We start from the raw sequence: 24,525 nt of genomic DNA, 5'->3' as shown, positions 1-24,525 counted from the left end.
AAAAAGGATGTTTGAATGTCGTTTCCGCATTTATTAGAACCCTTAGATCTGGGATTTACTCAGTTAAAAAACCGCGTATTGATGGGATCAATGCACACTGGTTTAGAAGAGGAAAAGGGCGGCTTTGAGAAACTGGCAGCGTTTTATAAAGAACGCGCACTGGGTGGCGTAGGCTTAATCGTTACCGGTGGCATATCACCTAATTTACGTGGTCGCCTAGCACCGAATGCCTGCCAACTGAGTTTTCCTTGGCAAGTAAAGAAACACACGATAGTGACAAAGGCTGTGCATGAGGCTGGCGGTAAGATCTGCATGCAGTTACTGCACGCAGGACGTTACGGATATCATCCGTTTTCAAGCGCACCGAGTAAGATAAAATCACCTATTACCCCGTTTACTCCTTCGGCGATGTCGACAAGGCAGGTCGCTTGCACGATTAAGGACTATGCCACCAGCGCGGCTTTAGCTAAGAAGGCGGGATATGATGGTGTCGAAGTGATGGGCAGCGAAGGTTATTTGATTAATCAATTTATCAGCTCACGTACCAATAAACGAACCGATAAGTGGGGAGGAGAATTTGAACATCGCGCCCAGTTCCCGCTCGAGATTGTTAAACAAATTCGGGCTAAGGTCGGCTCTGAATTTATTATTATCTTTAGACTGTCGATGCTTGATCTTGTGGATAATGGCTCCACTTGGGAAGAGGTGGTTCAACTCGCCAAATGGCTTGAGCAGGCAGGTGTTACCATTATTAATACCGGTATTGGCTGGCACGAAGCAAGGGTACCGACGATTGCCACGAGTGTGCCGCGCGGCGCATTTGTTTGGGTAACTGAGCGACTGATGAAAGAGATGTCAATTCCGCTGATCGCGACTAACCGTATTAACACACCAGAAATCGCCGAGCATATTATCTCATCGGGTCAGGCGGATATGGTGTCGATGGCTCGTCCATTCCTCGCCGATCCTGAGTTTGTAAATAAGGCTGCAGCCAACACGCCGGAGCTTATCAATACCTGTATTGGTTGTAATCAGGCATGTCTTGACCACACCTTCTCACTAAAACGCGCTACATGTCTTGTTAACCCAAGAGCGTGTTATGAAACTGAGCTTAACTTTACTCCGACACAAAACAAGAAGCGAATCGCGGTGATGGGTGCGGGTCCTGCTGGAATGGCATTCTCTATCTATGCTGCGAGTCGTGGCCATGAGGTAGTGCTGTTTGAGGCTAAAGCGGAAGTGGGCGGCCAGTTTAACCTTGCACGCAAAATACCGGGTAAAGAGGAGTTTAACGAAACCATTCGTTATTTCCTCAATCAAATAAAACTGCATAAGGTGGAGCTGCGTTTAAATACTCGTCTCGATGCTAGTGTCGTCCGTGATGAGAAGTTTGATGACATCGTGATCTCTTCTGGCGTTAAACCAAGGCCTATCGATTTACCCGGTTTTGACAATCCAAGGGTGGTCGATTATCAAAAGGTTCTGACTGGCGAAGTACAAATTGGCCAAAAGGTTGCACTTATTGGCGCGGGTGGTATTGGTTTCGATATGGCTCATTTCCTATGTGAGTCTGAGTCTTCAACGCTCGACCTAAACCGCTGGTTAAAACAGTGGGGAATTGATAAAGACTATAAAGAACCTGGTGGTTTGACTGAGCCTGCGGCGGAAGAAAAGCATCGCCAAGTGTATTTACTGCAACGCAAAACGACCAAGATGGGTAAGGGCTTAGGTAAAACGACTGGATGGATCCATCGTTCAGTGCTGAAGCAACATCAAGTCGTGATGAAAACGGGCGTCAGCTACGAGAAATTTGATGAGCAAGGTTTACATATTAAGGTAGAGGGCAAAGCCGAGGTGCTTGATGTCGATAATGTCATCTTATGCGCTGGCCAAGTATCAAATACTGAGCTTGTAGATGAGATGAAGTCTACCGGCATTCCTGTCCATCTTATTGGAGGCGTAGACGTGGCTGCCGAGCTCGATGCTAAACGCGCTATCCGTCAAGGTGCGGAGTTAGCTATCGCACTCTAAGCACCAAGTTTGAACAATCAGAAAACCTGCTTTAGTTTTTGACTGAGCAGGTTTTTTATTGGCCATTTTTATTGTGATGCGATTTCTGATGCTATTAAGTTTGGTGTCAAATTGATTTTTTGGGCCAGTCTATTCGACAGAAGCAGAGATCTTGTTTCCCAACAGCTAATTAGTCTATATTCAAAGTAAAAATTCACACTTCCTTCACGCTCGGTCTATTATGGTTTCAACATAATATCCAGCACGAAAAGTAGTATGTACTACAGTATTAATTCATAGAGGAAATAATGACATGAGAAAAGTATTATTAGTAAGTGCATTAATCTTTGCATCATCAAGTGTATTCGCAGCTCAAACAAGTGAGCCACAGGGCGGTTTCATTGGCCCTAGTAATGTCAGTGTGAAAACAGTTGCAGTTGCTTTAGATGCCAAGGATGACACGCCTGTCGTATTAACGGGTTACATCGTGGCTAGCTTGGGTGATGAAGCTTACAAGTTTAAAGATGAGACCGGAGAAGTCATCGTTGAAATTGATGATCGTGACTGGAATGGCGTTGAAGCGACTCCTGAAACCAAGGTCGTGCTAGAAGGTGAGGTCGATAGCAGCTGGTCTTACACACAAATTGATGTAGATACGGTTAAATTAGCAAAATAGCAGTGTATTGACTTAGGTTGTAATGATTGGGCTTTGCAATGTAAGTTCCAAGCTAATTTAATAAATCTATTAGACCAGTAGTATTTGCTACTGGTCTTTTTGTTTTCAATTTTTAGGATGAGATCTGTAGTTTAACAGGAGCACTTTCTAATAAGTGTTAGAGCATCAGTTGTTCTGTTGCGGTAACTTGCTGGCAATATGCCAGTCGGTGTCTAATACCATCTAAATATTGAGAGGCTTGATTATCAACTAAATACCAATAAGAGCTTGTTTGTTCAGGGGTTTGATTAAAGAACATGAGTTCGCATTCTAGAAGCTTTTCTTGGGTTGAGCGATGTATCCAGGATTCGATGGGACTTGTCGCTAAATAATTCAGTAACATTAGGTTTGTTTCCCGTTGCTTCTTATCTTGGTTCAATTTGGACACTGTTTGTTCGCGCAATTGTTTAAGTAATATAAAAGGGCATTGATCTATGTATTGACCCTTATTTAGCTCAGCATTATTGTCTAGTTCTTGAAATGCATCTGGTTGGGCTAAAATCAACTCAGGCCAGTTAAGCTTGTTGTTAGGTAAACCTAATGCAATACGACGCTCTCCGAGCCAATTGTGAACCATGCAAGGTAAGTGAACATCCGTTGCCATGGTCAATTCCCGTTTAAGACTTGGCAATAGCGACATACGCTTCACGTCTAACTGATCCGCAACGTTTGCCATCAATACAGTAGTTACCAGTCCTGTTGATGGCCAACAGTTAAGCTCTTTTTCTAATGACTCTGCTATCTCAATCAATTGCCGAGTTAATGCCTGCAACTCATTATCAGTAAAAGGAGCTGACACCACAAAAGGGCACTGGGAGCCAGCAAATGGGCCATTGCTGATATTGATAAGCGCACTGTTTTTTGAATCGGGCTGGCTGAGTGACTTTGTACCGTTAAAAATGAAGGTGACGCCAGTTGGCGGAAGTTGCCAATCTCCTTTTGCATTACCTATGATGGTGACGTTGTTTAATAGGGATAAAAGCTGTGTTGAATTGTCTGTTTGCATACTAACCTTCATTAAATCCTTTTGTCGGTTATTATACCCAGCAGAGTAAGAAATGCTCGTTTCGGCTGACTTTGATTTTTTTATTGCAGAAAAGTGAGGGATATCGATATGTTAAGTGCCAATATCCCTGATGGGTAAACGGCTAAGCTAGTCAACACGTTATATTTAGATGTAACTAAATCCCTTTGGTAATCGCTGATTTATCGTCAGGCACGCGTACCACCATCTCAGCACCATTTGCTGAAAGCGCCAAGTCAATATCCCCATCGGGAATGCAGCAGCAGGGGAGGCACTCATCAGTTTCTAATGTGACAAGTGGCTCACGGATATAGCTGACCTTACCTGTCTTTACTTTTGTCTTGCACTGGCCACAATAGCCACTGCGGCATTCAGAGAATATCTTTACTCGCTTTTGTTCAAGCGCCTCAAGCAAGGTTAAGTGTTGCTGATTAAATAGCAACACAGGCATGCCTTGAAGGCTCACAATCGGAGCCTTCTTAAAGCTTGCTTGACTAAAGTCCTGTGGCTTATAGGTCAAAGTCTGAAAACTCATCGTCATCGATAGAAGAGTCGATTTGACCCACAAGGTAAGAAGACACTTCTACTTCTTGTGGCGCAACTTGTACAGAATCACTCTCTAACCAGTTCTTCATCCACGGTAGTGGGTTGCTCTTCTCTTCATAAGGTGATGCTAGGTTCACCGCTTTCATACGCTCGTTGGTAATGTATTCAACATACTGACAAAGGATGTGTTCGTTAAGACCGATCATCGAGCCGTCTTTGAATAGGTATTTAGCCCACTCTTTTTCCTGCTCAGCGGCTTTTACGAAGATATCGATAGCAATCTGTTCACACTCTTTGGCAATTTCAGCCATTTCAGGATCGTCTTTGCCACCTTGCATGATCTTCAAAATATGCTGAGTGCTGTTAAGGTGAAGCGCTTCGTCACGAGCGATAAGACGAATAATTTTTGCGTTACCTTCCATCACCTTGCGCTCTGCGAACGCAAACGAGCATGCGAAGCTGACGTAGAAACGGATCGCTTCTAGTACGTTAACCGACATCATACATAGATAGAGCGCTTTCTTGATTTCACGTTTAGTGACTTCAACTACTTCGCCATTAATCTCATGTCGGCCTTCGCCCATTAGATGATAGGCCTGGCTCAATTTGATCAGATGGTCGTAGTAGTTAGCAATATCACTTGCGCGCTTTAAGATCTCTTCGTTTTGCACAATATCATCAAACACGATTGAAGGATCGTTAACGATATTACGAATAATATGAGTGTATGAGCGCGAGTGAATCGTTTCTGAGAACGACCATGTTTCAATCCAGGTTTCTAGTTCTGGCAATGAGACTAAAGGCAAGAAGGCAACGTTTGGTGAACGGCCTTGGATTGAATCAAGCAGTGTTTGATACTTAAGGTTTGAGATGAAAATATGCTTCTCATGCTCAGGCAGTGCCGCATAATCGATTTTATCACGGCTAACATCGACTTCTTCCGGGCGCCAGAAAAAGGAAAGTTGCTTTTCGATCAGCTTTTCGAATACTTCATACTTTTGTTGATCGTAACGTGCGACGTTAACTGACTGCCCAAGAAACATTGGCTCAAGCAGTGCATTATTAGGTGTTTGACAAAATGTAGAATAGGCCATTTTTCTATCTTCCGATAATGGGGGCGAGGCCCCCTTAAATTAACGTTTAATACTAATGATTAATATCTTGGGTTAGATCTTACATGCGCCGCCAGCGCAACTGTCATCTTCTTTCTCAATGGCAGTGATATCGTCATGACTATCTGAAGCTCCATCACGAGTATTGTGATAGTAAAGTGTCTTCACACCATATTTGTAAGCGGTTAACAGGTCTTTCAATAGTACCTTCATAGGTACTCTGCCACCCTCAAAACGGGTAGGATCATAGTTGGTGTTGGCAGAAATCGACTGATCGACGAATTTCTGCATTAAACCGACTAACTGTAAATAACCTTCGTTACCAGGCATTTGCCACAATAGCTCATAGCTATACTGGTATTTTTCAAAGTCAGGTACCACTTGCTTTAGCTGACCGTCTTTACTCGCCTTAACGCTGATCAGACCGCGAGGTGGTTCGATACCGTTAGTTGCATTAGAGATCTGTGAAGAGGTCTCTGATGGCATTAGCGCAGAAAGCGTTGAGTTACGAAGACCGTGAGTCTTGATCTCTTCACGTAACGTTTCCCAATCAAGATGTAATGGCTCATCACAAATTTTGTCAAGATCACGCTTATAGGTATCAATAGGTAAAATACCTTTCGCATAGGTGGTCTCGTGGAACGCTGGACATGCACCTTGCTCTTGAGCAAGCTTCATAGACGCTTTCAATAGGTAGTATTGAATCGCTTCGAATGTCTTATGAGTAATGCTATTGGCTGAGCCGTCTGAGTAGCGAACACCTTCTTTAGCTAGATAGTTTGCAAAGTTAATTACACCTATACCAAGCGTACGGCGGTTCATCGATGCTTTCTTCGCAGAGATGATTGGGTAATCTTGATAATCCAATAGATTATCGAGCGCACGTACTGCAAGGTCGGCTAATGGTTCTAGCTCTTCAAGTTTCTTAATCGCGCCTAAGTTAAGTGCCGAAAGCGTACAAAGTGCGATTTCGCCATCAGGGTCGTTAATATTATTTAACGGCTTAGTTGGCAAGGCGATCTCTAGGCACAAGTTAGACTGTCGGACTGGTGCAACTTTAGAGTCAAATGGACTGTGAGTGTTGCAGTGATCGACGTTTTGAATGTAGATACGCCCAGTTGAGGCACGCTCCTGCATCATTAGCGAGAATAACTCTACCGCCTTAATTTGCTTCTTACGAATGCTGTTGTCGGCTTCATATTTAAGGTAGAGACGCTCAAACTCCTCTTGATCTTCGAAGAATGCATCATACATACCTGGAACATCAGATGGACTAAACAGGCTGATCATGCCGCCTTGAATTAGACGCTGATACATCACCTTGTTAATTTGTACGCCATAGTCCAAATGACGAATACGGTTATCATCAACACCACGGTTGTTCTTAAGGACTAATAGTGATTCAACTTCTAAGTGCCACATTGGATAGAAGAGGGTCGCAGCACCACCGCGTACGCCGCCTTGAGAGCACGACTTAACCGCAGTTTGAAAATATTTATAAAAAGGTAAGCAACCGGTGTGGAATGCTTCGCCGCCGCGAATAGGGCTGCCCAGAGCGCGAATACGGCCCGCATTGACACCAATACCAGCACGCTGAGACACATACTTAACGATCGATGAAGCTGTAGCATTTATCGAGTCTAAGCTGTCTCCGCACTCAATTAGTACACATGAGCTGAACTGGCGTGTAGGCGTGCGTACACCAGCCATAATTGGCGTAGGCAGGGAAATTTTAAAAGTCGAAGTTGCGTCATAGAAATCTTTAACGTATTTCAGGCGCGTCTCTTTTGGATATTTAGCGAATAGGCAAGCCGCAACCAAGATATAAAGGAATTGGGCACTTTCATAGATCTCGTGGCTAACACGGTTTTGAACCAGATACTTACCCTCTAGCTGCTTAACCGCGGCATAAGAGAAGTTCATATCACGCCAGTGATCGATATAGCTATCGAGCATGTCGAGCTCTTCACGGCTGTAATCTTCAAGGATATGCGAATCATACTTGCCTAACTCAACCAGCTTAACAACATGTTCGTATAGCTTAGGCGGCTCAAATTGACCAAAGGCTTTCTTACGCAAGTGGAAGATAGCTAATCGTGCAGACAGGAACTGGTAATCGGGTGATTCTGGTGAAATCAGATCCGCTGCGGCTTTAATGATAGTCTCGTGGATGGCTTCAGTCGGAATACCGTCGAAAAACTGTAGGTGTGAGCGTAGCTCAACTTCAGAAACAGAGACGTTGTTGAGTCCTTTTGCCGCCCATTCAATAACGCGATGGATCTTCTCGAGATCGATAATTTCACGTTCGCCACTACGCTTGGTGACTGTCATATTGCTATTCATTAACGATAAACCTTGGTTTTTATATTTATGAAAGTGACCTGTTTAGGTACACCGTACGTTTCCCTGTAAACAAACAGATTTTAACCGAAAACCGGAGAGTTCCTTTTGTTGACACAAACGACTAAATAGTGCCTAACTTTGTCACTCACACACTATATATGGTGTTTTGAGATTCAATAGCTACAAGATAGTGAGGTTCTTGGTTTTTTGCAAGTGGGAATTTAGGGGACAAGTTGTGGATATCTTGAGGATAATTGAACCTGTTAGTAACGGCTAACCGCTAAGGCTTGTTTTGCTTTGACTTCCTTAATATGCAAGATTATTTAAACAGATAAAAATGATCTGTGAGATCGCCACTTAGTTGAGCGATCTAAACAGATCATTTTGATGACTTGGGAACCAGTTTTAGCTATTGCTTAAACACTGCTCAGATTTTTATTGCAACGCTTTTAAGCTTGCTGTGCGATGTTGAAAAAATCGGCCAAATGATCGCCAGTTTCGAAGCTGAGATCCGCTGGCCAGCTATGGATGTCGTCTTCGTGACTAATATAACCCCATAGGGCAAGGCCTGAGATCATATTTGTCGCCTTTGCTGCGACGAGATCGCGCTCAGCATCGCCTAGATAAAGAATATGTTCGGGTAAAACATTCAGTTGTTGGGCAGCTAAAAGCATCGGTGCCGTATGGGGTTTAGCATATAGGGTGGTATCGCCACTGATCACTGCCGGCATGTTTGCCGTTAGCCCAAGCCTATTTAGAAGTGGTCTTGAGAATCGTGCAGGTTTATTGGTCACCACACCAAAAGGAATGGAGAGTCGCTGGAGTGTGTCCAGTAGCCTATCTAGTCCTTCAAATAGACTGCAGTCATCACCGTTTATCAATTCATAGTTATCAAACAGTAGCTGTTGCATGACAGCAGTGTTCTGTTCGTCAATATTAGGAAGTGCAGCCTTAATCATGGCGATACTGCCATGTGAAGCACTGGCACGGATCTGCTCGAACGGTACGCGAGGATGCCCCCGAGATTCTAAACTGATATTTAGCGCCTCAATCATGTCCGGCGCGGTATCGGCGAGCGTGCCATCGAGATCGAATAACACGCCTTTAATGTTAAATGCTTCCGCCTTAGTCATGTTTCACCGTAGCAATCATGTAGTTCACATCAAGACTCTTGGTGTATCTAAAGATATCTGTAATGGGGTTATAGGTGATCCCCACGGCATCTTGACAGAAAAGCTCGGAATGTTCGGCTAAATTAATGAGCTCGGATGGCCTGATAAACTTATTATGATCGTGGGTGCCAATAGGTAACATCTTTAATAGATACTCAGCCCCTAAAACCGTCTCAATATAGGCACGAAGGTTACGGTTAATGGTTGAGAAAAAAACATAACCACCGGGTTTGACCATATCTGCACAAGCCTGAATAACTGAACTTGGGTTAGGGACATGCTCAAGCATTTCCATACAGGTCACGACATCATATTGGCCACGATGTTCATTTCGATGGGCTTCGGCGGTGTTCTTAATGTAGTTAATCTCTACCCCAGTTTCTAAAGCGTGGAGTCTGGCAACATCTAAAGGCTCTTCCCCCATATCGAGGCCAGTGACATGGGCGCCGAGTCTTGCCATGCTTTCAGATAAAATACCGCCACCGCAACCGACATCCAGTACCTGTTTACCGAAAATGCCACCAGCGGTTTGATCGATATAATTAAGGCGTAATGGATTTAAGTTGTGCAGAGGCTTAAATTCGCCTTTAGGATCCCACCAAGTAGCGGCCATCTTTTCAAACTTCGCGATCTCTTGTGGATCAACATTGTTATGTGTTTGCACTTTAATTACCTCACAGTGACAAATCCGTATTTAGCCCAGATTATAATGAATAGTGGCAAGAAACAAACAAGTTATGATTTTGTGGAACAATGTGGTGGATTATTGCGCCTATGCCTTGATTTTAATCAAGTGAATTGAGTTTATCTGGTTATTTAAAATGAATCGATATTTGGGTCTAGCGCCATTAAATAACTGTGTTAGAATGCCAAATCACGTTTTCAAGCTTAGCTATTTTAGGAAAAAGAAATAGCTCGCTAAATTTCAGGGGATCGAGCAGTTTATGACTGATCTGGCTTCATCTATAACACCAATTAATATTGAAGACGAATTAAAGAATTCATACTTAGATTACGCTATGAGCGTGATCGTTGGCCGCGCACTGCCTGACGTTCGAGACGGCCTAAAGCCAGTACATCGCCGCGTACTGTTCGCGATGAATGAATTGAAGAACGACTGGAACAAGCCTTATAAAAAGTCTGCCCGTGTCGTTGGTGACGTAATCGGTAAATATCACCCACACGGTGATACAGCGGTTTATGACACTATTGTTCGTTTGGCTCAACCGTTTTCTATGCGTTATCCGTTAATCGATGGTCAAGGTAACTTTGGTTCTGTCGATGGCGACGCTGCAGCTGCAATGCGTTATACCGAAATCCGTATGGACAAGTTGGCGCACCAGCTATTAGCTGACTTAGACAAAGAGACGGTCGATTTCGTCCCTAACTATGACGGCACAGAATTTATTCCTGCGGTTTTACCAACCCGAATTCCTGCACTATTAGTCAATGGTTCATCGGGTATTGCGGTTGGTATGGCGACTAACATTCCGCCACACAACCTAAATGAAGTGATCAGTGGCTGTTTAGCGCTAATCGAAGACCCTGCGCTGTCAATTGAACAATTGATGGAGCACATCCCAGGTCCGGACTTCCCAACAGCTGCAATTATCAACGGTCGTAAAGGCATTATCGATGCTTATAAGACGGGTCGTGGTCGCGCCGTTATGCGTGCTCGCGCTGATATTGAAGAAGAGAATGGCCGTGAGCGTATTATTGTTCATGAGATCCCTTATCAAGTTAACAAAGCACGTCTGATTGAAAAGATCGCCGAGCTTGTAAAAGATAAGAAGATTGAAGGTATTAGTGGTCTACGTGATGAATCAGACAAAGACGGTATGCGTATCGTTGTCGAGATTAAGCGTGGCGAAGTGGGTGAGGTTGTACTTAATAACCTTTACGCACAAACTCAAATGCAGTGCTCTTTCGGTATCAACATGGTTGCACTGACCAATGGTCAGCCAAAACTGTTTAATCTTAAAGAGATGCTAGAGTGCTTTATCCTTCACCGTCGTGAAGTGGTCACACGCCGCACCGTATTCGAATTACGTAAGGCACGCGAAAGAGCACATATTCTTGAAGCATTAGCCGTTGCACTGGCTAACATTGATCCGATCATTGCCTTGATCAAAGCCTCTCCAACCCCAGCAGAAGCGAAAGTTAAGCTAGTTGCGCAGGGATGGGAACTTGGCCACGTTAAAGGCATGCTTGAAAAAGCAGGTGATGATGCGGCTCGTCCAGAGTGGTTAGAGCCAGAGTACGGTATTCGTGACGATAAGTACTACCTAACTGAGCAGCAAGCTCAAGCGATTCTAGAACTACGCTTACACCGTCTAACGGGTCTAGAGCATGACAAGATCATCGCTGAGTACGAAGAGCTTCTTGAAATTATCGCAGCACTATTGTTAATCCTTAGCAGTCCACAGCGCTTGATGGAAGTGATTAAAGAGGAACTTGAAGAAGTTCTTACCAACTTTGGTGACGAACGTCGTACTGTGATCAATGCTAATGAAGTTGATATGAGTCTTGAAGATCTTATTAACGAAGAAGACGTAGTGGTTACGCTTTCACACCTAGGTTATGCAAAGTATCAAGCACTAACTGATTACCAAGCACAGCGCCGTGGTGGTAAGGGTAAGGCTGCAACTAAGGTGAAAGACGAAGATTTCGTTGAAAAGTTATTGGTTGCGAACACCCACGACACCATCTTGTGCTTCTCTGACTTTGGTAAGATGTACTGGCTTAAGGTATATCAATTGCCGTTGGCTAGCCGTACGGCCCGTGGTCGTCCAATTGTTAACTTATTACCATTGGCTGAGGGTGAACGTATTACTGCGATTCTACCTGTACGTGAATATGCTGAAGACAAGTACATCATCATGGCTACCTCTCACGGTACTGTGAAGAAGACAGCCTTGACTGCTTATAGCAACCCACGTGCAAACGGCATCATTGCGGTCAACCTGAAAGATGGTGACCAATTGATTGGTGTTGATATTACCGATGGTAATGACGATATCATGCTGTTCTCGAACGAAGGTAAAGTGGTTCGCTTTAACGAGAAAGCCCGTAGCTCTGAAACAGGTGAAGTTAAAATTGATCCTGAAACAGGCGAAGAAATTATCGCATTACGTGCAATGGGACGTACTGCAACGGGTGTTCGTGGTATTAAGCTTGAAGATGGCCAAACCGTTGTATCGCTAATCGTACCTAAGGGCGATGGCGCTATTTTGACGGTAACGGAAAACGGTTACGGTAAGCGTACCGAATTAGCTGAATACCCTGCTAAGAGCCGTGGTACTAAGGGTGTGGTTTCTATTAAGGTTAGCGAGCGTAACGGTGCCGTTGTTGGTGCTGTACAAGTTGGCGGCAATGATGAAATCATGCTGATCAGTAACAAAGGTACTTTGGTTAGAACACCAGCAGAAGGCGTTTCGACTATTGGTCGTAATACTCAAGGTGTCACCATCATCCGCACAGCTGAAGATGAAAAAGTAGTTGGTCTACAGCGTATCGATGAAATTCAAGCGCCTGAAGTTGAGCTTGATGAAGAGGGTAACCCAATCATCGTTGAAGGTGCTGCTGAAACAGATGTCCAAGCAGAAGCTGGCAACACCGATGCTGAAACTACCGAAACACCAAAAACTGAAGATTAATATCCATCAAATTTGATGTACTATTGATTTGACTAAAAAAGGATGCCATTGGCATCCTTTTTTGTTGCTGCTTTACGCTAGATTACTGCTATAGGCAGTATTAAATCCCCAACTTGTCTGCCTGCTTAAACGCATCACGCCAAAACTGAGCGCTTAATTTAGCGATGACTCTAGATTCGCCATTGAGTAACATTGCCATACCAATATTGAGCTCAGGTGAGTAGGAGACTTCTGCAACATAGCCTGCAACCCACCCAGCATGATAGATCAGCGGGCGACCATTAAACTCATAGACTCGCCAACCCTTACCGTAATGTGCGCTATCGAGATAAGGTCGCCAATCTCTGCGGCGTAGCTCTTTAGTGGTCTTTACTCCAGGTGTGGTTAAATCTTCAATCATACTCGGTGAAAGCACTTCGGGGTTTTGACCTAAATTGGCCATTAGCCATTTTGAAAGATCGTTAATGCTGGCATTTACCCCTGCCGCTGGCGCAAGTTGATAATAATTGGGTTTGACTTTTACCCGTTTAAAGCCTGATTGAGTTTTTACATGGGGTTCTGCTCGGTTACTTGTATTGAGAAAAGCGTGGTAACCAACGGAGGCTGAACTCATACTCAATGGAGAGAAAATCCGTTTCTGGATAAAGTTTGCATAGCTGAAAGTCGATTGTTGTTCAATGGCTCTTTCGATGAATGAAAACGCCACATTCTGATAGCCATAGCAGACTCCCGGCTGACAGATTGGCGTGAGTTCATCGAATTTACTGACGATTTTAGTGATGTTGACGTTGGCATTGATAAGATTGTCGTAACTATTTGGCATTAAGCCTGTGCTATGACCAATAATGTGACCGAGGTTAATCTGTGTTGCATTTTGCTGCTCGGCTAAGGTGAATTCAGGCAAAAAGCTCACAATAGGTTGTTGCCAGTCAAGTTTGCCTTCTTCGACTAACATTGAGGCAAGTGTGCCTGCAAATGTTTTTGATACCGAAGCGAGTCTAAAAACGGTGTCGGCGTTAACTTTTTGATTGCCACCTTTGATTCTTTTTCCGTAAGTGCCGAGTTTTAACACATTGTTTGCTTCAACGATCACAAAGGCGCCCCCAGGAACCTTGCTATCTTTTAACTCATAATTGAAGCGTTTTTTAAAATTATTCGAAAGGTCTGTGTATTGAGACTCGCCAGCATACACTTGCTGCAGTGAAAACAAAGAGCCAATAGATATTGAGCCCAGTAGGAGTATAGACTTTAAAAACATGTACAAATCCAATTTGCCGTTAAAGCGGTCTGTTTAGTAAATTTATTGCGACTTCGCGTACTAACGATGATGTTTATGTCAGTCTTTATCGGTTATTAAGCCCGAAGTCTAGGTTAAGAGTTATGTAAGCTTTAGACGTGTTTATTAATAACTGTTCACTAGCAACTCTAAGAGAGGACTATTTTAACCATAACAGTAACAAAAGCAGATACTAAAATTCAAAAATCGTGAGTTACTATCGCTTTAACTGGTTGCAGTTATTTGATTTTTTAATGTTAGCTGCCAATAACTTGGGATATACTGCTGTAAACAATACTAATACCCTAATGTTTTAACTGATTATAATAGAAGGATAATACTGTGAGCGCGATTTTCAACTTTTGTGCAGGCCCAGCCATGTTGCCACCCGCTGTTATGCAAAAGGCTCAGAAAGAACTACTAAACTGGAATGACCAAGGTGTTTCTGTAATGGAAGTCAGTCATCGCAGTAAGGAATTTATCGCGTTAACAGAACAAGCAGAAGCTGATTTACGTCAATTAATGGAGATCCCGAGTCATTACCATGTACTGTTTATGCACGGTGGGGGGCGAGGCCAGTTCTCTGCTGTTGTGAATAATTTTCTAGGCAATGATGGCAACGCCCTTTATTTAGTCGATGGCAGCTGGTCACAAGCCGCAGTAGAAGAAGCTGAAAAGTTAGCGGGTAAAGATAATATCGATACTCTAGAACTTGTGAGTAATATTGATGGTTTAAACCATGTTTCTCTGCCAGATTTGAGCAAGATCGATAAAGATTATCGCTATGTACATTACTGTCCAAACGAGACTGTAGATGGCATCGAAATTTTTGAAAGCATAAATAGTCCATGGCCTGTGATTGCTGATATGTCGTCGAATATCTTGTCGCGCAAAATCGATGTTAGCCAGTTCGGATTAATCTATGCAGGAGCACAGAAGAATATTGGCCCCTCGGGTCTGAGTATTGTGATCGTTCGCGATGACATGCTGGCCCTGCCGACTCTGCCGCAATCGTCAATTATGGATTATCGCTTAGCAGTAAAAAATGACTCTATGTATAACACACCGCCAACCTTTGCTTGGTACTTAGCGGCTGAAGTTTTTAGCTGGCTTAAGAGCGTTGGCGGAGTGGCAGAGATGGAGAAGCTCAATATTGAGAAGGCTAAGCGACTCTATCACTGTATCGATGAGCTAGATTTCTACGTTAGTGGTGTGGCCAAAGAAAATCGAAGCCGTATGAATGTGACCTTTCAGTTAACTAATGCTGAGCTAGATAGCCAGTTTTTAGAAGAGGCTAAGGCTGCAGGACTTGTAGCGCTAAAAGGCCACCGTAGTGTGGGCGGGATGCGTGCCAGTATATACAATGCAATGCCATTAGAAGGCGTAGACACCTTAATCGAGTTTATGAAGGCGTTTGCAGCTAAGCATAGCTAATCGAATAGAGGATTAATCTTGAGACGAAAAAGCCGATAATATCGTTATTATCGGCTTTTTAATTTTTAAGTCGTGAACAGAATATTGGAGTGATGGCTGTTTTTAATCGATCACTTTAGCAATTGATTCTGCAAGGTAATCGACATTTCCCGTACCTATTCCTGCGATACTGATCCGGCTCGAGTCAACCATATATACGCTATAGTGTTCTTGAAGCTCAGTAACTTGGGCTGGGGTGATCCCGAGAAAGGAGAACATGCCTTTTTGCTCAGCGACAAAGTCGAAGTTGCGTTGCACACCTTTCTCTCTTAGCTTGGTTACCAACATAGCGCGATTACCATTAATTCGTTCGCGCATCACCTTAAGCTCACCTAACCACTCTTGTTTCAGCTCGTCTGAGCCAAGTATGGTTTCTACAATGGCTGCACCGTGTGCCGGTGGCATTGAATAGATACAGCGTACAACATATAACAGTACTGAGAAGGCGATATCGGCGCTTGTGGCATCCTTACCAATAATCGAACAAGCGCCGATGCGCTCACGGTACAAGCCGAAATTTTTAGAGCATGAACTGCAGAGGACCATATTTTCTACGCTTGCCGCCATCTTACGCACGCCGTAAGCATCTTCATCTACGCCATCTCCAAACCCTTGATAAGCCATGTCAATGAGTGGCGTGAAGCCCTTATGGGCAGTGAGGGCAATGATCTCGTCCCATTGTGTAGGCGTTAAGTCGGCACCGCTTGGATTATGACAGCAGGCGTGCAGCAGCACGACATCGTCTGCACTGACGTTCGATAAGGTTGCCTTCATCTCATCGAACTTTAATGATTTAGTATCGTAGTCGTAATATGGGTAGGTTTTAACAGTAATACCAGCAGCTTCAAATAATCCAGTGTGGTTAGCCCAAGTTGGATCACTCACCCAGACTACGGTATTTGGATTACAACGTTTGATAAAATCAGCCGCGACTCTTAATGCGCCGGTTCCCCCTGGAGTGGATAGAGTACGCACGCGATTAGCGATGATAGCAGGGTTATCGATGCCAAAAGCCAGTTCTGACATCAAGCGATTAAAGTCAGCAGAACCCGTTGGTCCGATGTAAACCTTGGTTGACTCTGTGTCCAATCGGAACTTTTCGGCTTTTTTCACGCAAGAAAGGATTGGCGTATGCCCAGTCTCATCTTTATAGACGCCTACACCTAGATCGACTTTTTGAGGGTGAATGTCTTCACGGTATTTTGTCAGCAAACCTAATATGGGATCGGCTGGCATAGCGGTCAATTTATTGAACATGTCAGAGTTTACCTTTTCTGTGAGCGGCGCATGTAAAGCCGTTTATCGTTATAGCGTTAGAGTAACGTAAAAAATATAATAGTGAACAGCTATCACGGTATTTTTAATAATCAATTAATTTGGCAATTAATCATTCCACCCACGTAAACAGCAAAGTTAATCTCAGATATACCACTCAATAAACTAGTCATTTTTACTACTTGAGCAGAATTTAACTTCTAAAGCGGGATTTTAGTAAAAAAACGGTTGAATCCTGCGCCGCAATAAGTAATTTTATAGCTACGAAGTTCAAACAAACGCATAGTCGACCGTCATTTTGTCGTGGTGACCGCATAAAGTCCGCTAGCATGAACATCTACTGTTAACCCGCAGGCGAGTTTGACTCCTGCAGCAATAATAAGAAGTATGCAATGAATCAATTACGTTTAGAGCCGATCAAAAAGGTGTCAGGAACCATTAATATTCCTGGGTCAAAGAGTATTTCAAATCGTGCTTTATTATTGGCGACCCTCGCAAGGGGGACCACGACACTCACCAACTTACTCGACTCCGACGATATTCGCTATATGTTGGCCTCGCTTAAGCAGTTAGGGGTTAATTACCGTCTTTCACAAAACAACACTATTTGTGAATTAGAGGGTTTAGGTGGTCCTTTAAATGCGAGTGAGCCACAAACGCTATTTTTGGGTAATGCCGGTACGGCAATGCGCCCGTTATGTGCGGCGCTGACATTGGGGCAAGGCAAGTTCACCTTAACGGGTGAACCGCGTATGGAAGAGCGCCCCATTGGCGATCTTGTCGATGCATTGCGACAGCTCGGAGCCGAGGTCAAGTATCTAAAGGATGATGGTTTTCCACCATTAGATATCACCTCCACCGGGCTAAACGGCGGTGATGTTGAAATCGCTGGCGATCTCTCTAGCCAATTTCTCACCGCGCTACTTATGGTTGCCCCTTTAGCTAAGGGCGATGTGAATATCAAAATTAAGGGCGAACTGGTTTCAAAACCCTACATCGATATTACACTTGCCTTAATGGCACAATTTGGCGTTGAAGTACAAAATAATGACTATGCCTCATTTGTGATTAAAGCAGGGCAGAGTTATGTTTCGCCGGGTAAAGTCTTGGTTGAAGGTGATGCCTCATCGGCGTCGTACTTTCTCGCTGCGGGCGCCATTCAAGGCGGTGAAGTCAAAGTCACTGGTGTCGGTAAGCTCAGTATTCAAGGCGATGTAAAGTTTGCCGATGTGCTGGAAAAGATGGGCGCTGAAATAGAGTGGGGGGATGATTACATTATCTCTCGCGGCGGCAACCTCAACGCCGTTGATTTAGATATGAACCATATTCCCGATGCGGCCATGACGATTGCCACAACGGCACTATTTGCCACAGGCACTACCCATATTCGCAATATCTATAACTGGCGCATCAAAGAAACCGATCGCTTAGCGGCTATGGCGACAGAGCTTCGAAAAGTGGGCGCGATTGTCGATGAAGGCCATGATTACATCAGTGTTACACCGCCAGCTAAGTTAAACACTGCTGCCATTGATACTTATAACGATCATCGTATGGCGATGTGTTTTTCGATGTTGGCGTTCGCCGACTGCGGCATCACTATCAACGAACCTGAGTGCACCTCAAAAACATTCCCAGACTATTTTAATCAATTTAATGCGCTTGCTCACTAAGCCATTACCCCAACAAGTCGCATAAAGCTTCGGGTGTTTGTCTCATAAACCTGAAGCTTAGCTGAACCAAGTTCCCGAATATTTGAAGTTTTTGCCGCTTTCTTAAGTTACATGGTTTATAATGCGCGCGCTCATTTTTCGGTTATATCAAGGAAGATGGAATTTCTTGTGGAGGATTTTATGTCAGAAAGGGCGCCTGTTGTCACTGTTGACGGCCCAAGCGGTGCGGGAAAAGGTACTATTAGTCAGTTACTTGCCAAGCGATTAGGCTACAAGTTACTCGATAGTGGTGCAATATACCGCGTATTAGCGTTAGCGGCTATTCATCACAATGTAGAACTAGATAATGAAGAAGCGTTAACTTTACTTGCAGCACATTTGGATGTGCAATTTGTGACTGGTAAAGAAAGTAAAGGTATTAAAGTTGTATTAGAGGGCGAGGATGTATCCACAACGATACGTAGCCAAGAGTGCTCTAACGCAGCATCGAAAGTAGCGGCATTCCCACGCGTTAGGGAAGCGTTACTGCGTCGTCAGCGTGCATTTGCAGAAGCACCAGGTTTGATCGCCGACGGTCGTGACATGGGAACAGTTGTATTCCCTGCAACGCCTGCCAAATTGTTTTTAACGGCAACGGCGGAAGAAAGGGCCCAAAGACGCTATAATCAGTTGCAGGACAAGGGCTTCGATGTTAATATCGATCAACTTTTGTCTGAGATAAAAGAGCGTGACGACCGCGATATGAATCGTAGTGTCGCTCCTTTGGTGCCTGCTGAAGATGCTCTGGTCATCGATACGACGAACATAAACATTGAAGATGTGTTAGACATGGCGCTAACGCATATTCACCAAAAGCTCCAAGTTCCGGCGTAAGCAGGGACTTAACTATTCGTCACATGGATGAGACGAATTATTAATCTGACTCCACGTCCAGGATGGTCCGTGGTTTATTAAAGAAAGTAACTTAAACATGACTGAATCTTTTGCTGATCTATTTGAACAATCCCTTAATGAACTTGAGTTCCGTCCTGGTTCTATCGTACGTGGTGTAGTTGTAGCCATCGAAAACGGTATGGTACTAGTTGACGCTGGTCTTAAGTCTGAAAGCCCAATCCCAGCTGAACAGTTCAAGAACGCTCAAGGCGCTCTAGAAATCGCAGTTGGCGACGAAGTTGACGTAGCTCTTGACTCTGTAGAAGATGGTTTCGGTGAAACTCAACTTTCTCGTGAGAAAGCTAAGCGCCACGAAGCTTGGATCGTTCTAGAAAAAGCGTACGAAGATGCTGAAACTGTAATCGGTATCATCAATGGTAAGGTTAAAGGCGGTTTCACTGTTGAATTAAACGGTATCCGTGCATTCCTACCAGGTTCTCTAGTTGACGTTCGCCCAGTTCGCGACACAGCTCACCTAGAAAACAAAGAATTAGAATTCAAAGTTATCAAGCTTGACCAGAAGCGCAACAACGTTGTTGTTTCTCGTCGTGCAGTTATCGAATCTGAAAGCAGCGCAGAGCGTGATGCTCTTCTTGAGAACCTTCAAGAAGGTCAATCAGTTAAGGGTATCGTTAAGAACCTTACTGACTACGGTGCATTCGTTGATCTTGGTGGTGTTGACGGTCTTCTACATATCACTGATATGGCTTGGAAGCGTGTTAAGCACCCATCTGAAATCGTTAATGTTGGTGACGAAATCAACGTTAAAGTTCTTAAGTATGACCGTGAGCGTACACGCGTATCACTAGGTCTTAAGCAACTTGGCGAAGATCCATGGTTAGAAATCAGCAAGCGCTACCCAGAAAACACACGTTTGACTGGTCGCGTTACTAACCTAACTGACTACGGTTGTTTCGTTGAAATCGAAGAAGGCGTTGAAGGTCTTGTTCACGTTTCTGAAATGGATTGGACTAACAAGAACATCCACCCATCTAAGGTTGTTAACCTAGGTGATGAAGTTGAAGTTCTAGTTCTAGACATCGATGAAGAGCGTCGTCGTATCTCTCTAGGTCTTAAGCAATGTAAGACTAACCCATGGGATGATTTCGCAGAGCGTTTCAACAAGGGCGACAAGGTTTCTGGTAAGATCAAGTCAATCACTGACTTCGGTATCTTCATCGGTCTTGACGGCGGCATCGACGGTCTAGTTCACCTTTCTGACATTTCTTGGAATGGTACTGGCGAAGACGCAGTTGCTGAATACAAGAAAGGCGACGAAATCCACGCTGTAGTTCTTTCTGTTGACCCAGAGCGTGAGCGCATCAGCTTAGGCGTTAAGCAAACTGAAGACGATCCATTCAATGCATACCTTGCTGACAAGAAGAAAGGTGTTGTAGTTTCTGGTGTTGTTACTGCAGTTGACGCAAAAGGTGTTACAATTGAACTAGCTGAGACTGTTGAAGGTTACCTTCGCGTTTCAGATATCTCTCGTGAGCGCATCGAAGATGCATCTACAGTTTACTCTGTAGGTGACAAAGTAGAATCTAAGTTCATGGGTGTTGATCGTAAGAACCGCACCATCAGCCTATCTATCCGTGCTAAGGATGAAGCTGAAGAGAAAGAAGCAATGGCTAGCTTGAACAAGCAAGATGACGTTGCTATGAGCAGCGCAATGGCTGAAGCGTTCAAAGCAGCTCGTAAATAATCGCCTTGAAGTTCAGGGGTGCTTGCACCCCTAAAAGGTGACTGTGTTTGGCTTGATAATAGAGGGTATAGGATGACTAAATCCGAACTGATCGAAAAACTTGCCACTAGGCAGTCGCAGCTGTCTGCGAAAGAAGTGGAAGCCGCTATCAAAGAGATGTTGGAGCAAATGGCCGAGACATTGGAATCAGGTGATCGTATTGAGATCCGTGGTTTTGGTAGTTTCTCACTTCATTATCGTGCACCACGCACTGGCCGTAACCCAAAGACTGGTACTTCAGTTGAATTGGAAGGCAAGTACGTACCGCACTTTAAGCCAGGCAAAGAACTGCGCGAACGTGTTGATGCTATTAACGCGTAATTTACATTGTATTAAAAGCCTCCATTAGGAGGCTTTTTTATACCTAAAACTTAGGTATCGCTAGCTAGTTCTCTCTTTTTCTTAGATAATTAAAGCTCACATACGCGTTCATGGAGCAAAACGTGAAGTCATTTATCATTGCTTTTCTAGTCGCTGCATTTTTTTTCTTAGCGCTTATCTTCGGTGCCCGCAACGAGCAGGTCGTGACGATTAGTTACTTTGTTGCACAAGGCGAATTTAGGCTACCTGTTGTTTTAGCGTTTGTTTTCTTAGCGGGTTTTCTGGTGAGTTGGATCTTTGCCATGTACCACATTGCAGGACTTAAGCTGTCTTTGCGCCGTGCAAACAAGAAACTTGCTGTATATGAAGATAAGCAAGCTGCGCAAGAACAGTCAAAATCAATGGCAATAAGAAGCACTGAAAAAGAAGTAGACGCTTAATATGTTAGAAATCCTCTTTCTGCTTCTTCCAATCGCCGCCGGTTACGGTTGGTATATGGGACGCAGAAGTGTTAGACAAAAACAGACAAATCAGCGAAAGCAGTTAAGCCGAGATTACTTCACTGGGCTTAATTTTCTATTGTCTAATGAGTCTGATAAAGCGGTCGATCTATTTATCAGTATGCTCGACGTCGATGATGACACTATCGACACCCATCTTTCGTTAGGCTCGCTCTTTCGTAAGCGCGGCGAAGTCGACCGTTCAATTCGTATTCATCAGAACTTAATTGCAAGACCTAGCCTCACAACAGAGCAAAGAGATATCGCTATGATGGAACTAGGCAAAGATTATCTCGCGGCGGGTTTTTATGACCGTGCCGAAGAGATCTTCATTAACTTAGTTAACCAAGAAGATCATAGTGAGGAAGCTGAGAACCAGCTAATTGCGATTTACCAAGTGACCAAAGAGTGGCAGAAAGCCATCGACATCATCAAAAAACTCAAACGCAAACGTCAGCAGGAACTTAAACACGATAGTGCACACTTCTATTGTGAGTTGGCGAACGAAGCCCAAGATGATGTTAGCAAACTTAAAAATTTGCAGTTCGCAATTAAACAAGACAATCAATGCGGCCGAGCACTATTAACGCTCGCAGAGCTGTACTTAAAGCAAGAAGAGTTTAAAGCCTGTAAGCAAACCATAGAGAAGCTGCTAAAAACAGATATAGACCTATTTCCTGATGCCTTAGCCATCGCGAAAGAAGCATATCTATTAACCAGCGATAGCATTGGGTATCAAGAGCTACTGAGAGAGGCTATCGAAAAGGGGGCTGGTGCAAGTATTGCCATCACGCTTGCTCAACATATGATAGAGCAAGGTCACCCTAAAGATGCCGAAAAATTGATTATGGAAGGGTTGATCAGACACCCAACCATGAAAAGTTTTCAGCATTTAATGAAGATCCACCTGCAACAAGCTGAAGAGGGGCAGGCCAAGAAGAGTCTGACCATGCTAGAGCAGCTTGTTGAGCAGCAGATAAAATATCGACCTGGCTATCGCTGCCGTGAATGTGGCTTCCCTTCACACCGATTATATTGGCATTGCCCCTCCTGTAAACATTGGGGCAGCATCAAAAGGATCAGAGGACTAGACGGTGAGTAACCGTTAGTACCTCTGATTTATCAACTAAAAACTGTAAAACCTACACCGCAAAGCGATTGGAGAAAGAATGACTGACAAGCCTATTTTAGTTGCCCTAGACTACGATAATAAAAATGATGCTTTGCAGCTTATTGATCAATTAGATCCTGATATGTGTCGATTGAAAGTCGGCAAAGAGATGTTCACTCTGTTCGGTCCTGAGTTGGTAACCGACATTCATAGTCGTGGATTTGACCTTTTCCTCGACCTTAAATTTCACGATATTCCAAATACCGTAGCTAAAGCCGTGAGTGCCGCTGCTGAGCTAGGTGTATGGATGACCAATATTCATGCCTCTGGCGGATTAGCAATGATGGAAGCGGCTAAACGCGCACTGGAGCCTTATGGCGATAAAGCGCCGCTGCTTATAGCTGTAACTGTACTGACATCAATGAGTGACGATGAGCTTAAACTGCTGGGTATCAATGTACCAGCGTCTGAGCATGTTCTGCGCTTAGCGGCACTGACGAAACAAGCAGGCCTAGACGGTGTGGTTTGTTCGGCGCAAGAGTCTACGCTTCTAAAAGCCAAGTTTGGGCAAGACTTTAAGCTTATTACTCCGGGTATTCGTCCAGTGGGCAGCGATAGAGGCGATCAACATCGCGTGATGACGCCGCCTGAAGCATTAGCTGCTGGTTCTGATTACCTAGTCATTGGCCGTCCAATCACTAAAGCGGCAGATCCGTTAAAAGCACTGCAGGCTATCCACCAAACGATTGCTTAATTGAGTGTTGCCTAGTAGGTTATATTGGATCTTGGCGTTTAGTGCCTTAAAATATGACCTATAGGGAGAAGTCACAATGTTTAGCTATCATGGAAAGAATGTTGTCGTTGTCGGTGGCACCAGCGGGATAAATCTTGCTATTGCCGTTCGCTTCTCTCAAGCCGGTGCCAATGTCGCGGTAGCTAGCCGTAGTGCTGCTAAAGTTGATGCCGCAGTCGAGCAGCTAAAACAGGCAAATCCTCGTGGAAATCACCTCGGTGTTTGCTTTGATGTTAGGGACCTAGAGCGATTATCACAAGGCTTTGCCATTATTGCTGATGCCATGGAGCAGGTTGATATCTTAGTCAGTGGCGCGGCAGGAAACTTCCCCGCACCTGCCGAGAAACTTTCGGAAAACGGTTTTAAATCGGTAATGGATATCGATCTCTTAGGTAGTTTCCAAGTACTTAAGCAGGCATATCCATTAATGAACGAAAAAGGTGGCGCAATTATTCAGATCTCGGCGCCACAAGCCTTCGTTCCCATGCCTATGCAGGTGCATGTTTGTGCGGCAAAAGCGGGCGTTGACATGTTGACTAAAACATTGGCAATAGAGTGGGGCCCTAAAGGAATTAGGATCAACTCTATTGTGCCTGGTCCTATTGCCGACACAGAAGGGTTTAACAGATTAGCTCCTTCTGAAGAGTTACAGACCCACGTTGCACAAGGTGTACCTTTAAAGCGTAACGGCAGCTGCGATGATATTGCCAATGCGGCACTGTTTTTAGCCTCAGATATGGCTTCATACATTACTGGTACCGTGTTACCTGTCGATGGTGGGTGGTCACTCGGTGGAGCTGGTTCTGCAATTGCTGAGATTGGACAATTAGCAAGACGCAGTTAAGTTT

General features: G+C 44.2%; 20 protein-coding genes. 12 read left to right on the top strand and 8 right to left on the bottom strand.

Going from position 1 to position 24,525, the window contains the following annotated elements:
- Window positions 1-15 precede the first annotated feature (15 nt).
- The gene (locus tag JMA39_RS12810; protein ID WP_202722245.1) at window positions 16-2,031 is read left to right on the top strand and encodes an NADPH-dependent 2,4-dienoyl-CoA reductase; all 2,016 of its coding nucleotides are present in this window, start codon (window positions 16-18) and stop codon (window positions 2,029-2,031) included.
- 292 nt (window positions 2,032-2,323) lie between these two features.
- Window positions 2,324-2,686, top strand: coding sequence for a NirD/YgiW/YdeI family stress tolerance protein (locus tag JMA39_RS12805; RefSeq protein WP_202722244.1), 363 nt, complete (start codon window positions 2,324-2,326; stop codon window positions 2,684-2,686).
- Between the two features lie 157 nt (window positions 2,687-2,843).
- On the opposite strand, the gene JMA39_RS12800 is transcribed toward JMA39_RS12805, so the two are convergent.
- The 6 genes from JMA39_RS12800 to ubiG form a co-directional block, all read right to left on the bottom strand.
- On the bottom strand, window positions 2,844-3,731 hold the full coding sequence (locus JMA39_RS12800; RefSeq protein ID WP_202722243.1) for a hypothetical protein: 888 nt from the start codon (window positions 3,729-3,731) through the stop codon (window positions 2,844-2,846).
- Window positions 3,732-3,906: 175 nt separating this feature from the next.
- Window positions 3,907-4,290 (bottom strand): class I ribonucleotide reductase maintenance protein YfaE, encoded by a 384-nt coding sequence (gene yfaE, locus JMA39_RS12795; protein ID WP_202722242.1) that lies wholly within the window; start codon window positions 4,288-4,290, stop codon window positions 3,907-3,909.
- Window positions 4,259-5,389 carry a class Ia ribonucleoside-diphosphate reductase subunit beta gene (nrdB, locus tag JMA39_RS12790; RefSeq protein WP_202722241.1) on the bottom strand — a complete coding sequence of 377 codons (1,131 nt, stop codon included), beginning with the start codon at window positions 5,387-5,389 and terminating at the stop codon, window positions 4,259-4,261. The genes yfaE and nrdB overlap by 32 nt, the downstream gene beginning before the upstream one ends.
- A 72-nt stretch (window positions 5,390-5,461) precedes the next feature.
- Entirely contained in the window at window positions 5,462-7,750 is a 2,289-nt protein-coding gene (nrdA, locus tag JMA39_RS12785) for a class 1a ribonucleoside-diphosphate reductase subunit alpha (protein WP_202722240.1), read from the bottom strand.
- Between the two features lie 449 nt (window positions 7,751-8,199).
- Window positions 8,200-8,883 (bottom strand): HAD family hydrolase, encoded by a 684-nt coding sequence (locus JMA39_RS12780; protein WP_202722239.1) that lies wholly within the window; start codon window positions 8,881-8,883, stop codon window positions 8,200-8,202.
- On the bottom strand, window positions 8,876-9,586 hold the full coding sequence (gene ubiG / locus JMA39_RS12775) for a bifunctional 2-polyprenyl-6-hydroxyphenol methylase/3-demethylubiquinol 3-O-methyltransferase UbiG (RefSeq protein WP_202722238.1): 711 nt from the start codon (window positions 9,584-9,586) through the stop codon (window positions 8,876-8,878). The genes JMA39_RS12780 and ubiG overlap by 8 nt, the downstream gene beginning before the upstream one ends.
- 280 nt (window positions 9,587-9,866) lie before the next feature.
- Between ubiG and gyrA the strand changes: the two genes are divergently transcribed.
- On the top strand, window positions 9,867-12,578 hold the full coding sequence (gyrA, locus tag JMA39_RS12770) for a DNA gyrase subunit A (RefSeq protein WP_202722237.1): 2,712 nt from the start codon (window positions 9,867-9,869) through the stop codon (window positions 12,576-12,578).
- Window positions 12,579-12,678: 100 nt separating this feature from the next.
- Here the strand turns inward: gyrA and JMA39_RS12765 are convergent, their stop codons facing one another.
- Complete coding sequence (locus JMA39_RS12765) at window positions 12,679-13,836, bottom strand: serine hydrolase domain-containing protein (protein WP_202722236.1); 1,158 nt, start codon at window positions 13,834-13,836, stop codon at window positions 12,679-12,681.
- Between the two features lie 360 nt (window positions 13,837-14,196).
- Here JMA39_RS12765 and serC point away from each other — a divergent pair, with 360 nt between their 5' ends.
- Window positions 14,197-15,288, top strand: a complete 1,092-nt coding sequence (gene serC / locus JMA39_RS12760; RefSeq protein WP_202722235.1) for a 3-phosphoserine/phosphohydroxythreonine transaminase — start codon at window positions 14,197-14,199, stop codon at window positions 15,286-15,288.
- 102 nt (window positions 15,289-15,390) lie between these two features.
- On the opposite strand, the gene JMA39_RS12755 is transcribed toward serC, so the two are convergent.
- Window positions 15,391-16,584: an amino acid aminotransferase gene (locus tag JMA39_RS12755; RefSeq protein WP_202722234.1), complete on the bottom strand. Its 1,194-nt coding sequence runs from the start codon at window positions 16,582-16,584 to the stop codon at window positions 15,391-15,393.
- A 410-nt stretch (window positions 16,585-16,994) separates the two neighbouring features.
- On the opposite strand from JMA39_RS12755, the gene aroA reads away from it, so the two are divergent.
- The 8 genes from aroA (at window position 16,995) to JMA39_RS12715 (ending at window position 24,521) form a co-directional block, all read left to right on the top strand.
- Window positions 16,995-18,275, top strand: coding sequence for a 3-phosphoshikimate 1-carboxyvinyltransferase (aroA, locus tag JMA39_RS12750; protein WP_202722233.1), 1,281 nt, complete (start codon window positions 16,995-16,997; stop codon window positions 18,273-18,275).
- Between the two features lie 180 nt (window positions 18,276-18,455).
- Window positions 18,456-19,148, top strand: a complete 693-nt coding sequence (cmk, locus tag JMA39_RS12745) for a (d)CMP kinase (RefSeq protein WP_202722232.1) — start codon at window positions 18,456-18,458, stop codon at window positions 19,146-19,148.
- Between the two features lie 97 nt (window positions 19,149-19,245).
- Window positions 19,246-20,913, top strand: a complete 1,668-nt coding sequence (rpsA, locus tag JMA39_RS12740; RefSeq protein ID WP_202722231.1) for a 30S ribosomal protein S1 — start codon at window positions 19,246-19,248, stop codon at window positions 20,911-20,913.
- 72 nt (window positions 20,914-20,985) lie between these two features.
- Window positions 20,986-21,273, top strand: a complete 288-nt coding sequence (gene ihfB / locus JMA39_RS12735) for an integration host factor subunit beta (RefSeq protein WP_202722230.1) — start codon at window positions 20,986-20,988, stop codon at window positions 21,271-21,273.
- 122 nt (window positions 21,274-21,395) lie between these two features.
- Window positions 21,396-21,713 carry a LapA family protein gene (locus JMA39_RS12730; protein WP_244999905.1) on the top strand — a complete coding sequence of 106 codons (318 nt, stop codon included), beginning with the start codon at window positions 21,396-21,398 and terminating at the stop codon, window positions 21,711-21,713.
- Window position 21,714: 1 nt separating this feature from the next.
- Window positions 21,715-22,875 (top strand): lipopolysaccharide assembly protein LapB, encoded by a 1,161-nt coding sequence (gene lapB / locus JMA39_RS12725; protein ID WP_202722228.1) that lies wholly within the window; start codon window positions 21,715-21,717, stop codon window positions 22,873-22,875.
- Between the two features lie 67 nt (window positions 22,876-22,942).
- Window positions 22,943-23,638, top strand: a complete 696-nt coding sequence (pyrF, locus tag JMA39_RS12720) for an orotidine-5'-phosphate decarboxylase (RefSeq protein WP_202722227.1) — start codon at window positions 22,943-22,945, stop codon at window positions 23,636-23,638.
- Window positions 23,639-23,714: 76 nt separating this feature from the next.
- A complete protein-coding gene (locus JMA39_RS12715; RefSeq protein WP_202722226.1) occupies window positions 23,715-24,521 on the top strand; it encodes an SDR family oxidoreductase in 807 nt (268 codons plus the stop codon).
- Window positions 24,522-24,525 lie beyond the last annotated feature (4 nt).

Origin of the sequence: Shewanella schlegeliana (assembly GCF_016765635.1) — a bacterium.
Classification (GTDB): domain Bacteria; phylum Pseudomonadota; class Gammaproteobacteria; order Enterobacterales; family Shewanellaceae; genus Shewanella; species Shewanella schlegeliana.
The sequence above is the reverse complement of the archived record's forward strand: the minus strand, read 5'-3'. Positions and strand labels throughout refer to the sequence as shown.